Below are 20,336 nucleotides of genomic sequence, written 5' to 3'. Positions count from 1 at the left end.
CTGATGCTACTTGGCTCACATGTTTCGATGAGTGGGAAAGAAATGCTGCTCGGCTCTAGTAAAGAAGCACTTTCTTATGGAGCCAATACCTTTATGATTTATACAGGGGCTCCACAAAATACACGTCGTAAAGCTATCGCTGATCTCAATATTATGAATGGTTTAATACACATGAAAGAGCATGGGATGACAAACATCGTCGTACATGCACCTTATATTATTAATATTGCGAACACAGAAAAACCAGAAACATTCCGCCTTGGTGTAGATTTCTTGCAATCTGAAATCGAACGTACTGCAGCTTTGGAAGCTACACAAATTGTGTTACATCCTGGTGCACATGTAGGCGCAGGGCCAGACGCAGGAATTGCGAAAATTATTGAAGGCTTGAATGAAGTATTAGCACAGGATTTCCCTGTACAAATTGCTTTAGAAACAATGGCAGGGAAGGGTACTGAATGTGGTCGCTCTTTCGAAGAATTAGCAAAAATTATCGATGGTGTGACACATAATGAACGTCTTTCAGTATGTTTTGATACTTGTCATACGCATGATGCTGGCTATAATATTGTAGAAGATTTTGATGGTGTGTTAAATGAGTTCGATAAAATCATTGGTGTGAATCGTATAAAAGTGCTTCACATTAACGACTCTAAAAATGTTCGTGGTGCCGGTAAAGATCGACACGAGAATATTGGTTTTGGTCATATTGGCTTTGATGCGTTAAAATATGTTGTACATCATCCACAGTTAATGGCGATACCAAAAATTTTAGAAACACCTTTTGTTGCATTAAATAGTGATGCAAAATCGAAGTCAGCACCTTATAAGTACGAAATAGAGATGTTGCGTAGTGAAGAATTCAAACCTGAACTGATCGATGCATTACGTGGATAAGTAAAAAATAGCCCGAAATCAGTAGATATATCTACTGATTCGGGCTATTTTATTGTCAATTATGGCTAGTGGGTCAACAGCACATTACTTGGTAAATAGGGCTATAAGTTGGCGAGAACGTTTTCTTCCCAACACCGCTTCGACTTCTACAAGTATATCTTTGGGAATACCTAAAAAGAGCCAAGAAAATGAAAATTGCTCTAAATAAGGTCTAAGTTTTTTCACTTCAGAAGTACTAATTTCAAAACCTTCACTACGTGCAATCGCCACAATTTCCTTATCACTACTCTGCGATAATTGCTGTAAAAATTGAATACTCAAAGCTAACCCTCCTCTTAAGTTGTGTTTCTTTACAAAAACGGAACTTTCATTTATACTTACAATTTGTAAATCGTAATGATTTTGAATTAGAAAGAAGCGAAAACATGAAAAAAACGTTAATTGCAATTGAAAACGTGTCATTTCAATATGACTATACACAAGTATTAAAAAATATTTCTTTTCGAGTGGAAGAAGGAGATTTTTTAGCATTACTTGGTCCGAATGGTTCAGGTAAATCGACGTTACTAAAAATTATTTTAGGTTTATTAAAGCCAATGTCTGGTGACATCAAGTTGTTTGGCGAGGCTAGTGCAACGTTTAAGCACCGCGAATGGATTGGATATGTGTCACAAAAATCAAATGCCTTCAATTCTGGTTTTCCAGCAACTGTACAAGAAGTTGTTAAAAGTGGCTTAACAAAAAAATTAGGGCTTTTTAAACGTCCTCCCCGAGATGCGAAAGCTAAAGTGCAAGAAGCTTTACAAGCAGTTGGGATGGAAGATTTTATGAATCGTAATATTGGAGAATTATCCGGTGGGCAACAACAGCGCGTCTTTATTGCACGTGCTTTGGTGAGTGAGCCCAGTCTACTAATTTTAGATGAACCAACAGTCGGCATCGATCATGAGAATGTGCAGTCATTTTATGATATGCTGGCGAAATTGAATCGGGAACAGGGAATTACGATGATTCTTGTCACACATGATGTTGATACAGTGTCAAACCGTATTAGCCATGTTGCGTGTTTAAATCAAACGATTCACTTCCATGGCTACAAAAATGAATTTGATACGATTTCGCAGGATGCGCTAGATGCTTGGTACGGCCATTCGGTGAGAAAGATACACTAAAGGAGAAGGCGTAATGATTGAAGCAATATTAAACTATGAATTTTTACAAAACGCCTTTTTCTCAGGGCTTTTAATTGGCATCATTGCACCACTTCTAGGTGTATTCATTGTAGTTCGCAGATTATCATTAATTGCGGATGCCTTATCACATGTTACACTGGCTGGGATAGCAGGTAGCTTATATGTAAGTCAAACTTTTGCTACATTTGCAATGCTTAATCCAATCTATTTAGGTATATTTGCTTCAGTAAGTGGTTCTGTGTTAATTGAACGTTTACGACGGTTATATAAGCATTATGAGGAGTTGGCGATTCCGATTATTATGTCAGGTGGGATTGGAATTAGCGCTATATTCATCTCGCTAGCAAGTGGCTTTAGTACGGATTTAATGAGTTACCTATTTGGCTCTGTATCAGCCGTATCACGTCAGGATTTATGGGTAGTCGTGGGGATAGCTGTAGTTGTCATTGTCTTTTTATTTTTATTCTTTAAGGAACTATTTGTGCTGTCCTTTGATGAGGAGTATGCAAAGGCTAGTGGCTTGCCTGCACGTTGGGTACATCTATTGTTTATGATTGTGACAGCGCTTGTTATTGCTGCTAGCATGCGTATCGTTGGTATTTTACTTGTATCTTCACTGATGACGTTACCAGTGGCCGCGGCCATGCGACTAGCAAAAGGCTTTAAACAAACAATTATCTATGCGATTATCTTTGGCGAAACAGCCGTATTAATTGGTTTAGTGAGTGCATTTTATTTAGATTTAGCACCGGGTGGGACAATTGTAGTCACGTCAATTTTAATATTATTACTCGTAATCGTGGGCAAGAAATTAGTATTTAAACGATCGGCAAAACAAGGGGAGGCAGCACTGTGAATATTTCAAGAGCGTGGGAAATTTTAAAAGAAAACGGCTATAAAAAAACCGATAAACGTGAATTGATATTAGCTATGTTTGCGGCAACGGATAAATATTTAACCGCTCGTGATTTATTAGACGTGCTGAAAAAAGATTTTCCAGGCATGAGCTTTGATACGATTTATCGTAATCTGGCAACGTTTGTGAAGCTAGGCATATTAGAAGAAACGGAATTAACTGGCGAACGTAATTTTCGTATGCAATGCGAGTCTGAACATCATCACCATCATTTTATTTGCATGGACTGTGGTAATGTCAAAGAGCTTCATCTTTGCCCAATGGAAATGCTTGGAGAAAAACTTCCTAATTATGAAATTGAAAACCATAAATTCGAGATTTACGGAAAATGTCCAAATTGTAAGTAAGAAACACTGTCAAAGTAATCTTTGACAGTGTTTTTTGGATTGTAAATATAACTGTAAAAGAAAAAACCTCTTTATGAAGAGGATCTTTCAGCAACTAACTAGGATAATCTACGAAGCGCATCAATTTTTTTACAGTCAATAATTAGTGGTGAAGTTGTTGTGCCAGCTTCAAGGAAATAAGCGCAACAATTTTGTGGACTGAAGCTAATAAATGTCAAGCCAAGGAAGCTACCACCTCCTGACAAGAAGATATCAACTAAAGTTCCTGCTTCTAATTTTCTTAGTTGGTCACAAATACAACTTCTACAATTGTTAGCGAATCTGTTTGCGCATTTGTCTTCTTTATGAGAGTGACATTTTTCTTCTTTATGAGAGTGACATTTTTCTTCTTTTTTACAGTGGCACTTTTCTTCTTTTTTACAGTGACATTTTTCCTCTTTTTTACAACAACTGCTCATTTTTTGGCATTTGCAACGATCCCAGTTCATATGTGTTCCATATCGTCTATCTTCCATGTTCAAGACCTCCTTTCTCCATAGTGAATGTAAAGCAGCGCCTTACACTAATAATCTATGATTTTTGAAGGAAAGGAGATTGGTAATATGTCCGATAAACGATTGGAAAAACTATTTTTTTCTTAAAAACTTTTCTATTGTATGAATCCCTAAGCTGATAAGGATGCTATAAAACGATAAAATTTTTATTTGTTTTCCTCGCTATTTTTCTTGTAAAGTTTACCCTCATTCAACAATTGTATTATTGTACTGGAAACAAAGTGATAGCTACAGAAATTCTCGCACGGCTCAAAAAGCGAGATAGCTGTCGGAATTTTTATGATTTAAGGGATGCAACATTCTACTTAGAAAAAAGACGGGAATGTTCAGGGAATGTTGTGTTCACTAACAAAAAATGACGAATGATTATCGTAATGAAATCATTCGTCATTCTTCATACTATTGATGTTTGTTTTGGAATGCTACCATAAAGTCGCGTAATGCTTCACAAGCTTCTAAAGGTACTGCATTATAAGTAGATGCACGACAGCCCCCTACAGAACGGTGACCGTTTAGTCCCACGAAACCAGCTGCTTTTGCTTCAGCTAAGAATTGTTTTTCTAGCTCCTCATCAGAAACACGGAAAGTGATGTTCATCAATGAACGGCTTTCTGGTGTTGCATGCCCTGTATAGAAGCCATTACTATTGTCAATTGCATCGTAGATAACTTTTGCTTTTGCTTCATTGTGCTTGGCAATTTCTTTAACGCCACCTTTAGACTCAACCCATTTCAACACTTCACCTAACATATAAATACCAAATGTCGGAGGCGTGTTGTATAAAGAGTTGCTATCAGCATGTGTTGTATATTTAAGCATTGTTGGAATCTCTTTGTTTGCTTTTTCAAGTAAATCTTTACGGATAATAACTACAGTAACACCAGAAGGTCCAAGATTTTTTTGAGCACCTGCATAAATAATTCCAAATTTGCTGATATCTACTGGTTTAGAAAGGATGTCACTAGACATGTCTGCTACTAATGGGACGTGGCCAGTTTCAGGGAAGTCATGCCATTGTGTACCGTAAATTGTGTTGTTTGATGTGATGTGGACATAAGCATCATCTTCATTGAATTGAATGTCAGCTAATGCAGGAATATTGCGGTATTTGTTCTCTTTGGTACTTGCCGCTTCTACAGCTGTACCGAAGAACTTTGCTTCTTTGATGGCTTTTTCAGACCAAGAACCTGATAAAACATAGCTAGCTTTTTGATTTGACTGTAAGAAGTTCATTGGCACCATTGTGAATTGAAGGCTTGCCCCGCCTTGGAGGAATAGTACTTCATAGTTTTCAGGGATGGCATAAAGTTTTTTCAAAAGTGTAATTGCTTCGTTATGTACTTCATCAAAAATGGCGCTACGGTGGCTCATCTCCATAATCGACATCCCTGATTCACGGAAGTTTACTAATTGTTGTTGCGCGTTTTCTAATACTTCTTGTGGTAGTGCAGAAGGGCCTGCGTTAAAATTGTATGCACGTTGTGTCAAAATGGTACACTCCTTGTTTTTGTTTAATAAATGAACTTTATAGGATTATAACTTAATTTTCAAGAGAAAAAACAAAATTCTCAATATTTGAGCATAATAGTGCCTGGCACGCACACAAATTACACACAATTAGAAATATCTCGAAATTCAAGGCGTCCACTACATGGTGAAAAATGTTGACTTTGTCCACTAAATGCCTTAAATTATTTGTTGACTAGGTCCACAAAAAGGAGGGCGACAATGAATATAGAAGATACTATCGTAGCTGATATACGAGAGTTCAATCGGTTTTATACGAAGATTCTTAGTTTATTAGATAAACACGTGTTGAATACTAGTTATTCTTTTACAGAGGCACGGGTCGTTTTAGAGATTGGTTTCATGGAATCATGTATTGCAAACAATTTAGTGGAAAAACTGGATATTGATCGTAGCTATATGAGTAGAATTATTGCCAAGCTTAGTAAAGATGGGCTACTTACTAAGGAAATTTCAACGTTAGATAACAGAACGAGTGTCATTCAATTGACAGCGAAAGGCATTGCTTTATTTAATCAATTAAATGAAAAATCGGATAAACAACTCATAAATTTACTGCATGGTTTGTCACAACGGCAAATTACAGAAATACATGCTTCGATGTTGTTGATTAAGAAGAATTTAGAAGCTTCGGGGGGCTATTGCAATGATACGATTTGAAAATGACTATACAGAAGGTGCTCATCAGCAAATTCTGCAACGTTTGGTAGAAACGAATGAAGAGCAGTCACCCGGCTATGGGACGGATGAACATTGTGAAAAGGCTAGATCTTATATTAGAAAAAGGTGTGCTGTTAAAAATGCAGATGTTCATTTTTTAGTAGGTGGAACTCAAACGAATACTACGGTCATCGCTTCAATATTGCGGGCCCATCAAGGAGTGATAGCCGCTAATAGCGGTCATATAGCCGTACATGAAACGGGTGCAATAGAAGCTACTGGACATAAAGTACTTACTTTGCCGAGTGATGATGGGAAAATTAAGGCAATGCAGATAAAAGAATTATTTGATGCGCATTGGGACGATGTGACGCATGAACATATGGTACAGCCAGGCTTAGTGTACATATCCCATCCAACAGAGAATGGAACGACTTACAGTAAAACCGAACTGGAACAAATCAGTAAAGTTTGCCGTGAATGTGGGTTACCATTGTTTATGGATGGAGCCAGATTAGGATACGGTCTAGTTTCCCAAGATGGTGATCTAACATTAGCAGATATTGCAAAACTCTGTGATGTGTTTTATATCGGAGGAACGAAAATAGGTGCTCTGTTTGGAGAAGCCGTAGTCATCATCAAGGAAGACCTTAAAAAGGATTTTCGGTATTTGATGAAGCAAAATGGTGGATTACTAGCAAAAGGGAGATTATTGGGCATCCAGTTTGAAGTGTTGTTTGAAGATGGTTTATACTATGAGATTTCTAAACATGCTGTGGAAATGGCGAATATGATTCGACAAGCATTTGTAGAAAAAGGTTTTTCGCTACGATATGATTCAAAAACAAATCAGCAGTTTCCTATTTTATCTAATGATGTGTTAGCAATATTGGGCGAAAAGTATTCTTTTTCCTTTTGGGAAAAAGTTGATGCTACACACAGTGTTGTGAGATTTTGTACCAGTTGGGCTACCAAAAAAGAACATGTTGAAATGCTAGTAGCAGATATTAAGGGATTAAAATAGGATAACTTGAATCGAGTAATGTGTAAACTTATTTTACGTATTAAATTGTCAGCTAATTTTCTCCATCAATCAAGTAACTTTCTGTATAATGAATCGTGAATAAGAAAATAAGGGGTGTTGTTATTGTTTACAGTAGAGGATGCATGTTTAGTTGTCGTTGATGTGCAAGGCAAGTTAGCGACAATTGTAGATGAAAGTGAAGCGGTAATTGGAAATGTGGCAAAATTAGTGCAAGCTATGCAGGCATTAGAAATACCTATTTTATGGCTTGAGCAAAATCCAAGTCGTTTAGGGGGCACAGCGCTGGAGATTGCACAGCACATCCACGGACAACCCATTGCTAAAATAGCTTTTAGCGCATGCCAAGAGGCTGCTTTTGTTGAGTCTATGAAGGCGAGTGGTCGTACGCAGTTTATTGTGACAGGTATTGAAACACATATTTGCGTGTATCAAACTGCAAGACAGTTAAAGGAGCAAGGATTTGAAGTTGAGGTTGTAGTGGATGCCGTATCTTCTAGAACAAAGGCAAACAAAGCGGTTGGTCTTGAAAAAATGAAGGCGCTTGGAATTTTGCCTACGAGTACAGAAATGATTTTGTATGAGCTACTTCAACGAGCGGATCATGCACATTTCAAAACAGTATTACAACTTATTAAATAAAGAAAAAAACTCATCATTATGATGAGTTTTTTGTTGTTATGCGGGCATTGCTGTTGGTGTTGGTTTAGCATAGCCATTTTTATAAGTATCATCAATTGTTTGGCGAATTTCTTGTAGGCTCATGCCGTCTTTATGCATTTTTGCTGATTGTAGGGCGATCTCTAAGCAAACCAGGCAGCGTGTACCATGATCATCCCATACAATTGTTCCATCCTCACGTTTTTCTTGAATAAAGCAGTTCAAATTACTTTTATGTCCAGCGGATTCACCACAACCACAGTAACAGGGCATCCATTCTAGAATCTCGGTAGATTGACCAGCAATTTGGTATACTAATCGAATATTTTCTGATTGACTATCTAAAAAAGATGGCAGGACATCAGCACCAGCAGTTTCTTCTTGAATATCTCCAGAATCATGTGCATGTTCGTCATGTGAAGCTTCACGTTGTGACTCATCTAGATTTTGTTCAATGACTTGTTTTTTTTCCCCACAAGCACTTAAAACAAGTAAGGCCATAACAAAAATTGATATAAGCTTTTTCAAAAATAGCGCCTCCTATATGTTTACAATGCTTCCATTATAACATCGCTCACATGTACATATATAGAAGACGAGGGCGAATATTAGTGAAATATATCTGAACCACGAATTTTGTTCATTAAAAGTTCCATTTTTTCACTCAGCAATTTTTTTAAGAAGAAACCAAACAGTATGAAAAATAACCAGAAGCATAGTAAGAAAGCAAGGTCTATCCAAACTTTGGTCCATATGATGCCACCGACTGCTTCTCGCATCATTTCAATGGCATAGGTAAAAGGTAAAAATGGATTGATGGATTGAAAAAACTTTGGTAATAATTCAACAGGGTACGTGCCGCCTGAGCCAGCAATTTGTAAAACCAACATGACAATCGCCAATGCTTTACCAACATTCCCAAATACAGATACAAGCGTGTAAACAACCGTCACAAATACAAAGCTAATAAATAGACCAAATAAGATAAAATAGTAAGGCGCACTAATTGAACCGTCTAATATGATAATATCACCGATTGTAATGATAAGTGTTTGGATAAAGGAAATAGTAGCAAATGTAAATAAACGACCAAAGTATATTTCACGAATACTATATTGTTCTGTCTGATGAATATTTACTGCAAGGAGTGATATCAATAATAAACAACCAACCCAAATAGATAACACGGTATAAAATGGTGTCATAGCCGTTCCATAATTAGCGATAGGGAACATTCTATGTTCTTCAAGTTTGATGGGTTCTTCAAAGAAATCGCGTTCGGCATTCACATCATTTTTTAGTAATTGGACGATTTCGGATAAATCAGCTTCATTTTCAAGTGTTCTCAGTTTCGTGGCAAGTTCGATAATTTTTTTGCTTAACGTAGGAAAATCAGATTGTGCAGCAGTAAGTGAATTTTGTGCGGTAGTTAATGTTTTTTGTGCATTGGTTACTAATTGAGTTGCCTGTGGAATAATCGATTGTACTTTGGTAAGCATGGATGATGCATTTGTTAATGTGTTTTTTGCAGTTGTCAACGTCGTTTGAATTTGAGGCTCTAGCTGATTGACGTAATAACTAAGAAATTCATTTATATTATTTGCAGCGTTTTGTGCAACTTGTTGTACATCCGCTATGTCTTTTTTTATGGTCTCCTCATCTACTTGACCCAATTGCTGTAAATTTTCAGATAGAGTGGTTAGTAAAGATTTTAGCTGATTTAAGGCAGTTAGTGAGTTCAAGGAATAGTCGGTTAAACTAGGGTTAGCTTGCAAATCGCCTTGTATGGCTTCAAGCTGCTGAATCAGTTGCTTAGTATTCAACTCGGAAATGGCTGTTTCTGAGTCGCTTTGTTGTAGTGAAGTAATAACGGCTTGTAAATCTTTTTCAAGCTGCTTTCGTGTTGTTGAGTCTGCTAAGGTTAAGTTTTGTAAAGCTTCGAGTGTTTGAATGCTGCTATTCACTTTCTGTAGAGACGAATTCACTTGGTTTTGAAGATTCTCTTTGGCTTGTGATAAGCCAGAAGCGTCTAAATTTGCATTATTGAGTCTTTCAAAAAGTTGAGTAAATTGATTTGCCAAATTCTGTACGCTTTGTAAATCCTTTTTGACAATTGGCGATAATTTAGTGAACACAGCCTCTGCATCATTTACCAGTTGTAAACCGTTGTGTATAGTTGAAAGGCCGTCATTTGTGAGTGTTTGAACTTCAGGAATTTGCATTTTAGCTCGATTCATTAATTTTTCAGCTTGTTGTACATCTTTGGCCGTTTGACTTAAAAATGATTCAATTTCTGGTAGGTGCTGCTCAATGGTAAAAATATAGTTTTCAAATTTTCTAAAGTCAGGGATATCTTGTTCCATTTCTATACCAAGTGTATTAAAAATAGAGAAAAGTGTTCCGTTTACGGTGGAAATAAACTCACTGGACACTTGTTGAGTAAGAACACTGGCCCCTTTACTAGTAATTTTGGGAGCAATCGGATTGATTTTTTCATTAACATAATAATCGATATGTGCTTTTGTTGGTTTATCAGTAAGTATTGACGTCAGATTTTTGGAAAAATCGTTTGGGACAACGATTACGGCAAAATAGTCACCGTTTTTTAATTCAGCAATAGCCTTTTGCCTGGAAGTAAAATGCCAGGCGAAATTTTTATTGGTATTTAAATTAACGAGTAATTCTTGTCCGACGTTTATATCCTCTCCCTTAACAGTTGTTCCGGTGTCTTCGTTGACAACAGCAATTTTCATATTTGCTGTATGCGCATATGGATCCATGGAGGCATAAATATTAAGCCAAGCATAAAGAGAAGGTAAAAAGAGTAGACCTCCAATAATGACTGCAACAACCCAATTTGTTAATATGTTATGGATATCACGTTTATAAATTTGGAAAACATGATGGATAGTATGTTTCATAGCAACATTTCACTCCATATTCATTTTGAGCATTATAGTAAGTAGGGTTCCAAAAAAGATCTAAATTATGTTTGAATTGTGGAAAAACTTAATTTGAAAGACTAATTAGTTTACTAGGATTTCAAAACCCTTTATAATCAATTCCGAATACACTAAAACTAGGATTTTAGTGTAAAAAAGGAGGAACACAGTCTAGTGAAAAAGCTATTAATTATTGGGTCAATTATTGTTGTCTTGTTTGCAGCGGTGATTGTGCTAACAAATGTGTCTAATAACAACAAGCTATCGAATGCAAATAACCCGTATGGTGACAAAAAATTAAAACAAGAAACTATTGATCAGTTAGATGATGAAAATTACCAAAATATTATGCTGCCTGACGAGCTAGAAGCAAAAATCGAAGCTGGTGAGGATGTAAATGCTTATTTCTTCAGCCCGATTTGTGTACACTGTCAAGCGTTTACGCCAGAATTAATGCCGATTGCAGATGAGCTAGGTGTCGACATTGCGCAATTAAACGTCTATGAATATGACGATTTATGGAATAAGTACAAGATTGAAGCCACACCAACATTCATCCGTTTTGAAGATGGTAAAGAAGTTAATCGCTTCGTAGGTGCGTTAAAGGAAGAAGACTTACGCGCATTCTTAAATACAGAGGTACTAAAAAAATAGCTATTACAAAGTGACTGTACAAAATTAAACTGCACCTCCATTGTTAGAGATATTTCTAACAAATGAGAGGTGTAGTTTTTTTGACGAAAGATTGTACTACAGTTAAAAGCTGTTATAGTTTCCTTAGCTATAATTTGGCTGTTGAAAGGAAGTCTATTTGTCGTTTATGTTGATATGCGTTGATTAATAAGACTTTTATTTGTTAAATGCATTGTATCTAGAGATGTTTTTTGTAGTGTATACTATAATTACTGATGAGTTGTAAACTGGAGGAAGATGTATGATAATGGATGATTATTTTTATAATGGTGAGTTGATGAAATGTTATGAGATGGCAAAGCTAGTAGTTGATGGACCTGAAAAGGCATTAGCTGATAAATATATTGCTTTACTTGAAGAATATGATTTTGCGAAATATCCAAAGCCAACACTTATCGTGGAAGTACAGCACGCTGAACGAGCGGATGAAAGCTATCCTGAATCCGATGCTGTCGTAGCAATTCGAGCTATAAAGGATGAGGCTGCGTTTGCGCAGCATGTAAAAGAGCTAGAGGAAATAGCGAAAACAGGCACAGCGAGCGAAAAGGCGCAATCCTTTTTTACCCAGGGTGAGTTATTCTTATTTGCACATCATTATAATGAAAGTGTACATTGCTTCAAACAGGCAGTTAAGGAAAATCCCAATAAGGGATTGTATTGGGGGATAACGGGTCAAACAATGCACCGCTTTGGCTGGATGCCGTTTGATGCACTCGGTTATTTAGAGCAGGCAATTATTCTTGATCCAAACAATGCGCGCTGGAAGTGGAATAAGGCACTCGTTCTTATCCAATTAGCAAAAGATTTACAAATGGCTCCGTTTATGGCCAATGCAGCCATTGCATTAGAAGAAGCGCTTGCTGACTGTGGGGAACATCAGCTATCATTAACAGATGCGATTCAAAATACTATTAATAATATGGATAGTTATGTATTTTCATAAAAAAATGAGGGTAATTTAAATTTCCTACTTGCTGAACAAGAGCATATTTATTCTTCATTCGAGTTGTCTCAAATACCAATTGAGACAACTCTTTTTTTGCATAAATAGGAAAGATTGAGCGTCAATTTACATTGTTTTTTTACATTCTAGCGTTTTAATTAATTGAATTATCGGAATTTCATGGTAATCTAATAGTATAATAGTTCCAATGTATCATGTTGATAATTAACTGTTTCATAACTTAAAATGGTGAAAGGAAGGTGTAACCATGTGGAAGATAAACGAAAATTTTTCTTTTCTTAGACAGAGTGTCCCATTTGTCCTACTATCATTCGTTTTATTGATGATGATTAGCTTTTGGAGTGACGAACTTTATGGGATTTTCGGCGAAAGCAATTATGTCACGATTCATTTAATGATGGAAATACTTATTATAGTTGTGACAATGTCGATTGCGATTCAGTCATGGTTGATTTCCCGGTATATTGTATCAAATAGAGCTCTCTATATTGGTGCTTTATTTTTAACGATTAGTTTTATTGAATTAGCACATGCCCTCTCCTATAAAGGGATGCCGTTTTTTATCACGGAGAGTACAACTTACGCTGCTACATGGTTTTATATATTAGCAAGATTGCTATTATCTATCGGGTGCTTTTTAATTTTTCTAGTAAAGGAAAAAGAGCATCATACATCCTCTCGTTGGTTGATATATAGCATACCTTTCCTGATAATTAGTGGCTGTTTTGCTCTTATATATGCACCGACACACATATTGCCCCCTCTTGTTATTGATGGTGTTGGCCCAACGATTTTAAAAAATACTTTGCAATATATCGCAATTGCATTTCATGTCATCGTTATGGTCATTTTGCTCAAATATTTTAAATATGTCCCCAAAATAATATTCTTACTGCTAGCTAGTGCAATTTACTTAATTTTTAGTGATATTCTTTTTACAATTTATCGTGATGTGTACGATATTAAAAATTTTATCGGTCATATTTTCCAACTTTGTGCTTTTTATTTTCTTTTTAGAGCGCTATATTTTTCCTCAATTGAAAAACCGTTTCAGCAGTTATTAGATACGCAAGAAAACCTAGAAAAGTCTCAAGAAAAAATGCACTTTATGGCCTATCATAATGAGTTTACAAATTTACCTAATGAACGTTTTTTGATGGAAAAATTAACACGAAATTTATACATATCTAAATCACAAAAGGCCATTTTGGCCATAGAGATCGAGCGTATTGCCACGATTAAAGCATCTCTTGGTAGTACATATGCTGACCAACTGATAAGCTTGGTTGCGCATAGGCTGAAAGAAGTTTTACCAGAGAAGTACCTACTGTGTTTGTTAAGAGAGGATTATTTTGTTGTTGTAGTAGACGAGGTGAAAAATAGCTATCATCTTACAGAGCTTAGTCAACAGCTACAGGAGGCCATGGTAGAGACATTCCAAGTACAACATTTTTCACTAAACGGCAATTTAAACATTGGGATTGCCTTATATCCGGAAGATTCCTATAAAGGAGAGGAATTAGTTAGATTTGCCTTATATGCCATGCATGAGGCAAGTAAAGTACCTACACGTCTTTTATTCTATGAGTCTTCTATGTCTAGTGAAATTACGGAAAAACTTATGTTAGAAAATGACTTACACCATGCACTTGATAATCAAGAGTTATTTGTAGAATATCAGCCGCAGATAAACTTACAGACAGGGTATATTACATCAGTAGAAGCACTTGTGCGTTGGAGACATCCAGAAAAAGGGTTGATTTCGCCTGGTGTCTTTATACCAATTGCAGAAGAATCAGGATTAATCATTCCGATAGGACAATGGATATTGGAGACTGCTTGTAAGCAAGTGAAACAATGGCAACGAGCTGGTTTACCATCGATTAAAGTAGCTGTCAATCTTTCATTAGGTCAACTGTTCCAATACGACCTGGTTAGAATGATTCAAGATGTACTACAGCGAACAGAGTTAGAGTCTCAATACCTACAACTAGAAATAACAGAAAGCATGACCATAAATACTGATCATATGACAACTATGTTGCATCAACTTAAAGACCTAGGTGTGACAATTGCGGTAGATGATTTTGGGACAGGTTACTCATCGTTATCCTATCTGAAGGATTTCCCAATCGATTGTTTAAAAATTGATCGTTCATTTATTCATAGAATTCAAACCGATTCTACTGATAAAGCGTTAGTTGACATGATCTTGTCTATGGCCAAGCATTTACGACTGAAAGTAGTGGCAGAAGGGATTGAGGAGGTAGAACAGCTTTCCTATCTAATAGCAAGTCATTGTGAAACTGTGCAAGGCTACTTATTTAGTAAACCGCTACTTCCAATATTTTTACAAGAAAACTATGACAGTATTCAACGAAATGCACAAAATATTTTAGAAAAGCTTAATGTAGTGGAAGGTTAGAAAATGAAAAGTTTTAAAACAGCCTTGCTACTTGAACTGCTTCGTGTTAAGTAGACAGTGGAAATAATATAAATGACGTTAGGTGATTTGAGCCCTGAAATTGAAAGGACTATAATGAACGCAAAAGCTGTTGGAAGTACAAATATTAAATCTGGCGTGTCCATTCTATTCTAACAAGCAACTATACAAGCCTTAATGTTGTACGTTTATTTATGTTCGACAATCATGGTATGATAGATGTGAAATGATTTGTAGATATAAAGGACGGGTTTTATAATGGCACAAGAAGTGGCGAATAAATTTATAGAAGATGTTTGTAATCATTTGGTTCGAAATATGAATATTGTACAGGTTGAACAGCATTTTAAAAAGACAATTGCGATGCAACGAGAGTCAGAGCCATCACAGATAGCTTTTTGGGATATGTTGATGATGAATATGCTATATTTCACAGAAAATGAGCAAACTTGGGAACAAGAGTTTATGAAAATGCTTGTAAAAAAAGAGTGGTTACAGCCAACTGTTCTTGAAGAGGAGCTACTGATGCACCAAATGCGCGTTCGTCAGCAAGTAGCTGAACAAATGGAGACAGCAAAGGAATTGTTCCATAAACAGTATGAAGCAGAAGGCTTAACAGAAGAAGATATTGTCTATGATTATGCTTATAGTTCAGCAGGGCATTCAATGCGCATGGATTTATTGGCAGTGTTCGTATCTACACCAGAACAATCGAAGGTGCTTTTTGATGCCGATCCGCAGGAAACGATTCGTATTATCAATGGCTATATTGCTTACCACATAGATAGTCTTATTAATAAAACGACATTAATGTAATGTTGACTGGCTCCCTTCCTAAACTGAAGTGGAGTCTTTTTATTGAAGGGTGCTAGAGCTAAAGAGTGGGTACAAGAAAAATTTTTAATTTTTTATGTGTAGTAAATAAACCAACATATGTGCAGGGGAATTATTGAATATGGTAAGATAGGAGTAATTTTATTTGAAAGGGATTTTGTTCATGAATTCACCATTTACATTTAAACATACACAACCGTCCAATATGGAACCACATAAAAAATACCCAGCAATCTTTTTACTACACGGTATGGGGAGTAATGAGGATGACTTACCACAATTAGTACAAAATTTTCAAGAGCAGTGTCACATTTTCAGTTTACGTGGTCCAATCACTCAAAAGCCGGGCTATGCATTTTTTACAATACAAGAAATTGGTCAGCCAGATCGTGCGATTTTTGATCAGGTGTTAGTGGCTCTGCAACGTTTTATGTTAGAAGCAATTGATGAATATCAAATAGACCCACATAAAGTTTACGTTTTAGGCTTTAGCCAAGGAGCGATTTTAGCGCAATCTTTGGCATTCGTCATGGGTAATTTAATTCGTGGGGTTGTCGCACTTAGTGGCTACATACCAAAATTTGTTACAGAAGAGTATGCTATTCGTCCAGTTAATCATCTACAGATATTTATCTCACATGGTGATTATGATTATGTTATACCATCACAGTGGGGCATTGAAAGTAAGGAATTATTCGAGCAATTTGGTGCACAAGTTACGTTCAAACAGTACCCAGATGGCCATGGTGTCACACCAGAGAATATGCAAGATATAGGTATTTTTTTAGCACAAGAATTACAAGAGAACATACATTAAAAAACGAGGTTGGGACAAAACATTAAATTTTAAGAAAGAGGAGCAAAGGTATTATTAAATTTGTGCTATCTAAAATGAAGAAAAAATTAGACGTTCTTCCTTTTGGCATCAATAAAATTTAGAAGAGAGCACTAGTTGATGGTTGCGAAGGCGGCGACTCCTGGGGATTAGCGTGACGCCTGAGACTACAGGCTCAGGCCACGCCCCCGGAAAGCGTCCGCCGTAGTGGACATCAACGTTCACAGCAAAAAAGTGTTAGATCGACATCAGTCAATCTAACACTTTTTTCTCTTTTGTCCCAGCCTCTATTTTTAATTTGTCACAAGACCAACGTATTATCGCCCTATCTAATATATGCTGATCGCGAAAGTAGTAATAAACTAACATATCAGATTAAAACAACTTGTACGACATCGAAACAAATTATTGCAGCTACTGCGAGTCTAGAGAAATTGCGCTAATTTTTTCTACGAGATTAAATGGTCATAGTTGTGAGTCATGATGCTATAAAAATATTACAGCCGACTTCCGTTAAGAGGGAAGCGGCTTGTGCATTACTTCGATAGGCTTCGGTCTTTATCGGTTACTGCAGCCACTGCATCATGAATCGTTGTTTCAAAATGATTACTTTGTAGAGATGATACACCTTGTATAGTCGTACCTCCTGGAGAACATACTTGGTCGACAAGTGACCATGGGTGCTCCTGTGATTGTAAAATCATTTTGGCACTGCCGAGTACCGCATTTGCGGCAATTTCGAGGGCCATATTTTTAGGCATACCTTCTCGTACGGCTGCTCGAGCTAATGCATCAATATACATATAGGTGAATGCTGGAGAAGCACCGCCAATTGTTGTAAATATCGAGAATAAGTGTTCAGGTACTTCGATAATTGTACCGACGGTTTCGAATAATGTCGTAACCAACTGAAGTTGTGTATTTGGTACTTGCTCGCTAGCCGTATAACAACTTGTCGATGCACCGATCAGGGCATTAATATTGGGCATCACACGAATAATAGGTGTGACCTCAGATAAATATCCCTGAAAATACGTTATATTTTTCCCAGCAGCAATGGAAACGATCACATGTTTTTCTTGTAAGTACGTTCTGACTACAGGTAAAACATCTGGTAGCATCTGTGGTTTGACGCCTAAAACAATAACATCACAATGCGACATTAACTCTTCAATAGAGTCTGTTGCTTGTATGCCATATGAAGTTGCTAATTTTGTTGTTTTTGCTTTTGTACGATTATAGCCGTATATAAAATGGGACTGGAAATCGCCGCTATTGCACATTCCTTTAATAATGGCTGTGGCCATATTTCCTAGGCCAATAAATCCGTATTTCACTTGGTAACACTCCTTCGTTTAGTAGAACATAGACATAAGTATAGAACAGAATGTTTTTCTTGAATAGCAATATGCAGGAATGAAGGCAATACTGTTCAAATTCATGTCAGACGGTGGTATCATAGAAGGAGTTGTGACATGGACAGGCATCTACCATTTACGAAATCATGTACTTTATGTGAACTTTGAGACATAGCCGTTCCAAAAGAGGTAAAATAATAATTTGATATGTTTGATGCAAAATTTGTCGCTTTCTATCGGGGGAGGAAGGCGTGTAGAAATTATGAGAGAAAAGGAATTAAGATGAATGGAACAGAATCTAAAAACGGAGCACAATCCACAATCTGTAGAAACGACTTTAGAGAAGCATTCGCGCTCTGATATTTTGGCGCAGACAGTGAAAACTGGGATTATAAAATCTAATTTAATTCCTATGTGGGCTGGATTGGCGCTAGGTATGTATAAAAATAAAATGACATTAATGGCAAATGTGCCAGAAATAATTTTTGCAACAATTGGTTCTGCTCTCGTTATCGGGGCAGCTGGGGCATTTAATAATGTGTATGATCGTGATATTGATGCCATTATGCCACGTACGAAAAATCGTCCGACTGTCACTGGTGAAATGACTGCGAAAACAACTTTGATGTTAGCCATTGCTATGCTTATTGGTGGCGTAGGAGTGCTAGCATTTGCTTCTCCACTTGCTGCACTATTTGGATTCTTAGGCGTCTTTTTATATGTAGTGCCCTATACAATGTGGACAAAGCGCCGCACGATTTACAATACTGAAATCGGTAGTATCTCAGGAGCTGTACCTCCATTAATCGGTTGGTCCGCTGTATCTTCTGATATTACGCACCCTGCCTTAATCGGGCTATTTTTTGTTATGGTGATTTGGCAAATGCCACATTTCTATGCCATTGCTATTCGTAAACGCGCGGATTATGAAGCGGCAAGTGTACCGATGCTACCTGTGATTAAAGGGATGCGTCGCACATACTATCAAACGAACTTTTATTTAATTTTACTGATTTTATCAAGCTTTTTATTTGGCACGTTGAGTATTGGTATTATGCTCGTTGCTTTATTACTAAGTGTCGCATGGCTTGTGATGAGTATTTACGGTTATCATAGTAATAAGGATCAAGTGAAGTGGGCGACAAAAATGTTTGTCTTCTCCCTATTTCATATGACAATTCTATTTTCAACGGTAATCATTTACTCGTTGGTAGGAGTTATATTTAAACTATATTAAGAGTAGTAATATTAAATTTAGAAGCAAAGGCCAACAAGTTATTCTTCACTTGTTGGCTTTTCCTTTTCTACGGATGTAATATGGCAACTCGGCCATTCCAATGCATGTAGCTGTCCACCAAATACTGCACCACCGTCAATTCCAATGATATTATTTTCCCCGAAATAAACCGTGTAATTGGCAGGGTCGTGGTGCAGTTTATAGGTTGGGGTATGTCCGAAAATCACTGGTTTTTCCCCTTCATAGCCTGTATGAAATTCTTCACGAATCCATAAAAGCTGCAAGGGGTCTGTATCTTCCAGAGCTAAACCAGGCACTACACCGCCATGCACGAATATAACATCCTCTAATTCAATATATGTTTCAAATGTTTCAATCAACTGTAAATGTTCTTCAAGCTTAGGTAAAGTTTGAATAAAACTAGGTAATGTATTAGTGGCAATGGCATCTACAAAGTCTTCTACCTGATAACCATAGCTAGCTAGTGTTTTATCTCCACCACAAAGATTAATCCAGTGCATCCAAGATTTAGGGATGCCTGAGCGACAGGCTTTTAACATAATAGCTTCATGATTTCCGAGCAAAACACGAGCACCCTGTGTCTGTAGTTCTCCAACTAAATTTAAAACGCCGCTAGATGAAGGCCCACGGTCGATATAATCACCAAGTAAAAATAGCTGATCTTGTTGGGCATCATAGTTTATTTTTACTAATAATTCTTCAAAAAGGTCTAATTCTCCGTGTATATCACTAATTGCTAATATTCGTGTCATAAAATAGCATCCTTTCCAGTATAAATACAGTTATTAATAAGTATAGAGAAATGTTTTACAAAATTCGACTGTTCTATCTTTTAGCACGCCGTGCCAGTTGCTAAACCTACTACTTGAAAACAGCGAGGAAATAAGACATTCAAGTAAGAACAAGCGACTATAAGTACTAACGAATGGTCTCACTGTAAATCTCTTGATAGTACTTGCACTGTATCATATGTCAGGAGGATTCCATTTCTTTATTCATTCGTCTATAGAGTTGGTATAGGAAAGGAGGAGGCGCAAAAACAATGACAAGGAGGACTATGAAATCTAGTGAAAAGTAATATTTACAACCTTTATATTGAGTGGGCAATAAGGAACTAGCAGGGAGATAACAAGGAAACGTTTAATAAAGCTTTCAGCATCTTCATACAGATAGACAACAATCAAAGGTCCAGCTATTGACTGTGGCATTTCAT

Annotated in this window: 20 protein-coding genes; 13 read left to right on the top strand and 7 right to left on the bottom strand. The window is 36.8% G+C overall.

Features of this window, described 5'->3' with window-relative positions; translation table 11 throughout:
• The first annotated feature begins 3 nt into the window (after positions 1-3).
• Positions 4-897, top strand: coding sequence for a deoxyribonuclease IV (locus tag C9J31_RS15210; RefSeq protein ID WP_107950222.1), 894 nt, complete (start codon positions 4-6; stop codon positions 895-897).
• An 84-nt stretch (positions 898-981) separates the two neighbouring features.
• On the opposite strand, the gene C9J31_RS15205 is transcribed toward C9J31_RS15210, so the two are convergent.
• Positions 982-1,218, bottom strand: a complete 237-nt coding sequence (locus C9J31_RS15205; RefSeq protein WP_054768200.1) for an endonuclease IV — start codon at positions 1,216-1,218, stop codon at positions 982-984.
• A gap of 104 nt (positions 1,219-1,322) precedes the next feature.
• Here C9J31_RS15205 and C9J31_RS15200 point away from each other — a divergent pair, with 104 nt between their 5' ends.
• The 3 genes from C9J31_RS15200 to C9J31_RS15190 are packed head-to-tail and all read left to right on the top strand — an operon-like array spanning position 1,323 to position 3,353.
• Entirely contained in the window at positions 1,323-2,069 is a 747-nt protein-coding gene (locus C9J31_RS15200) for a metal ABC transporter ATP-binding protein (protein WP_107950220.1), read from the top strand.
• Positions 2,070-2,082: 13 nt separating this feature from the next.
• The gene (locus C9J31_RS15195) at positions 2,083-2,946 is read left to right on the top strand and encodes a metal ABC transporter permease (protein WP_107950218.1); all 864 of its coding nucleotides are present in this window, start codon (positions 2,083-2,085) and stop codon (positions 2,944-2,946) included.
• Positions 2,943-3,353, top strand: coding sequence for a Fur family transcriptional regulator (locus C9J31_RS15190; RefSeq protein ID WP_107950216.1), 411 nt, complete (start codon positions 2,943-2,945; stop codon positions 3,351-3,353). The genes C9J31_RS15195 and C9J31_RS15190 overlap by 4 nt, the downstream gene beginning before the upstream one ends.
• Before the next feature lie 98 nt (positions 3,354-3,451).
• Here C9J31_RS15190 and C9J31_RS15185 read toward each other — a convergent pair whose 3' ends face one another.
• Positions 3,452-3,868: a hypothetical protein gene (locus tag C9J31_RS15185; RefSeq protein ID WP_107950215.1), complete on the bottom strand. Its 417-nt coding sequence runs from the start codon at positions 3,866-3,868 to the stop codon at positions 3,452-3,454.
• Positions 3,869-4,306: 438 nt separating this feature from the next.
• A complete protein-coding gene (gene serC / locus C9J31_RS15180; protein WP_107950213.1) occupies positions 4,307-5,395 on the bottom strand; it encodes a 3-phosphoserine/phosphohydroxythreonine transaminase in 1,089 nt (362 codons plus the stop codon).
• Positions 5,396-5,635: 240 nt separating this feature from the next.
• Between serC and C9J31_RS15175 the strand changes: the two genes are divergently transcribed.
• The 3 genes from C9J31_RS15175 to C9J31_RS15165 all read left to right on the top strand — a co-directional run bounded on the left by C9J31_RS15175 (position 5,636) and on the right by C9J31_RS15165 (position 7,778).
• A complete protein-coding gene (locus tag C9J31_RS15175; RefSeq protein ID WP_107950211.1) occupies positions 5,636-6,094 on the top strand; it encodes a MarR family winged helix-turn-helix transcriptional regulator in 459 nt (152 codons plus the stop codon).
• Positions 6,081-7,118, top strand: a complete 1,038-nt coding sequence (locus C9J31_RS15170) for a threonine aldolase family protein (protein ID WP_107950209.1) — start codon at positions 6,081-6,083, stop codon at positions 7,116-7,118. Before C9J31_RS15175 ends, C9J31_RS15170 begins: the two co-directional genes overlap by 14 nt.
• A 123-nt stretch (positions 7,119-7,241) precedes the next feature.
• Positions 7,242-7,778, top strand: a complete 537-nt coding sequence (locus C9J31_RS15165; RefSeq protein ID WP_107950207.1) for an isochorismatase family protein — start codon at positions 7,242-7,244, stop codon at positions 7,776-7,778.
• Positions 7,779-7,814: 36 nt separating this feature from the next.
• Here C9J31_RS15165 and C9J31_RS15160 read toward each other — a convergent pair whose 3' ends face one another.
• Positions 7,815-8,324 carry a PCYCGC motif-containing (lipo)protein gene (locus C9J31_RS15160; protein WP_107950205.1) on the bottom strand — a complete coding sequence of 170 codons (510 nt, stop codon included), beginning with the start codon at positions 8,322-8,324 and terminating at the stop codon, positions 7,815-7,817.
• Positions 8,325-8,404: 80 nt separating this feature from the next.
• On the bottom strand, positions 8,405-10,717 hold the full coding sequence (locus tag C9J31_RS15155; RefSeq protein ID WP_107924574.1) for a YhgE/Pip domain-containing protein: 2,313 nt from the start codon (positions 10,715-10,717) through the stop codon (positions 8,405-8,407).
• Between the two features lie 195 nt (positions 10,718-10,912).
• Between C9J31_RS15155 and C9J31_RS15150 the strand changes: the two genes are divergently transcribed.
• The 5 genes from C9J31_RS15150 to C9J31_RS15130 all read left to right on the top strand — a co-directional run bounded on the left by C9J31_RS15150 (position 10,913) and on the right by C9J31_RS15130 (position 16,489).
• The gene (locus tag C9J31_RS15150) at positions 10,913-11,392 is read left to right on the top strand and encodes a thioredoxin family protein (RefSeq protein WP_107924575.1); all 480 of its coding nucleotides are present in this window, start codon (positions 10,913-10,915) and stop codon (positions 11,390-11,392) included.
• 280 nt (positions 11,393-11,672) lie between these two features.
• A complete protein-coding gene (locus C9J31_RS15145; protein ID WP_107950203.1) occupies positions 11,673-12,374 on the top strand; it encodes a tetratricopeptide repeat protein in 702 nt (233 codons plus the stop codon).
• Between the two features lie 268 nt (positions 12,375-12,642).
• Positions 12,643-14,820, top strand: coding sequence for a bifunctional diguanylate cyclase/phosphodiesterase (locus C9J31_RS15140; RefSeq protein ID WP_107950201.1), 2,178 nt, complete (start codon positions 12,643-12,645; stop codon positions 14,818-14,820).
• A 276-nt stretch (positions 14,821-15,096) separates the two neighbouring features.
• Complete coding sequence (locus tag C9J31_RS15135; RefSeq protein WP_107924578.1) at positions 15,097-15,654, top strand: hypothetical protein; 558 nt, start codon at positions 15,097-15,099, stop codon at positions 15,652-15,654.
• A 181-nt stretch (positions 15,655-15,835) separates the two neighbouring features.
• A complete protein-coding gene (locus C9J31_RS15130; protein WP_107950310.1) occupies positions 15,836-16,489 on the top strand; it encodes an alpha/beta hydrolase in 654 nt (217 codons plus the stop codon).
• 554 nt (positions 16,490-17,043) lie between these two features.
• Here C9J31_RS15130 and proC read toward each other — a convergent pair.
• Entirely contained in the window at positions 17,044-17,844 is an 801-nt protein-coding gene (proC, locus tag C9J31_RS15125; protein WP_107950199.1) for a pyrroline-5-carboxylate reductase, read from the bottom strand.
• Positions 17,845-18,151: 307 nt separating this feature from the next.
• Here proC and cyoE point away from each other — a divergent pair, with 307 nt between their 5' ends.
• The gene (gene cyoE / locus C9J31_RS15120) at positions 18,152-19,102 is read left to right on the top strand and encodes a heme o synthase (protein ID WP_107924579.1); all 951 of its coding nucleotides are present in this window, start codon (positions 18,152-18,154) and stop codon (positions 19,100-19,102) included.
• 38 nt (positions 19,103-19,140) lie between these two features.
• Here the strand turns inward: cyoE and C9J31_RS15115 are convergent, their stop codons facing one another.
• Positions 19,141-19,875 carry a metallophosphoesterase gene (locus C9J31_RS15115; protein ID WP_107950197.1) on the bottom strand — a complete coding sequence of 245 codons (735 nt, stop codon included), beginning with the start codon at positions 19,873-19,875 and terminating at the stop codon, positions 19,141-19,143.
• Between the last annotated feature and the right edge of the window lie 461 nt (positions 19,876-20,336).

This window comes from Lysinibacillus parviboronicapiens (assembly GCF_003049605.2).
In the GTDB taxonomy this organism is placed as follows: Bacteria; Bacillota; Bacilli; order Bacillales_A; family Planococcaceae; genus Lysinibacillus; species Lysinibacillus parviboronicapiens.
The sequence above is the reverse complement of the archived record's forward strand: the minus strand, read 5'-3'. Positions and strand labels throughout refer to the sequence as shown.

Coding starts and splice junctions, on each gene's coding strand:
- C9J31_RS15210 (WP_107950222.1), top strand. CDS start 4: ATGCTACTTGGCTCACATGTTTCGATGAGTGGGAAAGAAATGCTGCTC.
- C9J31_RS15200 (WP_107950220.1), top strand. CDS start 1,323: ATGAAAAAAACGTTAATTGCAATTGAAAACGTGTCATTTCAATATGAC.
- C9J31_RS15195 (WP_107950218.1), top strand. CDS start 2,083: ATGATTGAAGCAATATTAAACTATGAATTTTTACAAAACGCCTTTTTC.
- C9J31_RS15185 (WP_107950215.1), bottom strand. CDS start 3,868: ATGGAAGATAGACGATATGGAACACATATGAACTGGGATCGTTGCAAA.
- C9J31_RS15175 (WP_107950211.1), top strand. CDS start 5,636: ATGAATATAGAAGATACTATCGTAGCTGATATACGAGAGTTCAATCGG.
- C9J31_RS15170 (WP_107950209.1), top strand. CDS start 6,081: ATGATACGATTTGAAAATGACTATACAGAAGGTGCTCATCAGCAAATT.
- C9J31_RS15155 (WP_107924574.1), bottom strand. CDS start 10,717: ATGAAACATACTATCCATCATGTTTTCCAAATTTATAAACGTGATATC.
- C9J31_RS15145 (WP_107950203.1), top strand. CDS start 11,673: ATGATAATGGATGATTATTTTTATAATGGTGAGTTGATGAAATGTTAT.
- C9J31_RS15140 (WP_107950201.1), top strand. CDS start 12,643: ATGTGGAAGATAAACGAAAATTTTTCTTTTCTTAGACAGAGTGTCCCA.
- C9J31_RS15135 (WP_107924578.1), top strand. CDS start 15,097: ATGGCACAAGAAGTGGCGAATAAATTTATAGAAGATGTTTGTAATCAT.
- C9J31_RS15130 (WP_107950310.1), top strand. CDS start 15,836: ATGAATTCACCATTTACATTTAAACATACACAACCGTCCAATATGGAA.
- cyoE (WP_107924579.1), top strand. CDS start 18,152: ATGGAACAGAATCTAAAAACGGAGCACAATCCACAATCTGTAGAAACG.
- C9J31_RS15115 (WP_107950197.1), bottom strand. CDS start 19,875: ATGACACGAATATTAGCAATTAGTGATATACACGGAGAATTAGACCTT.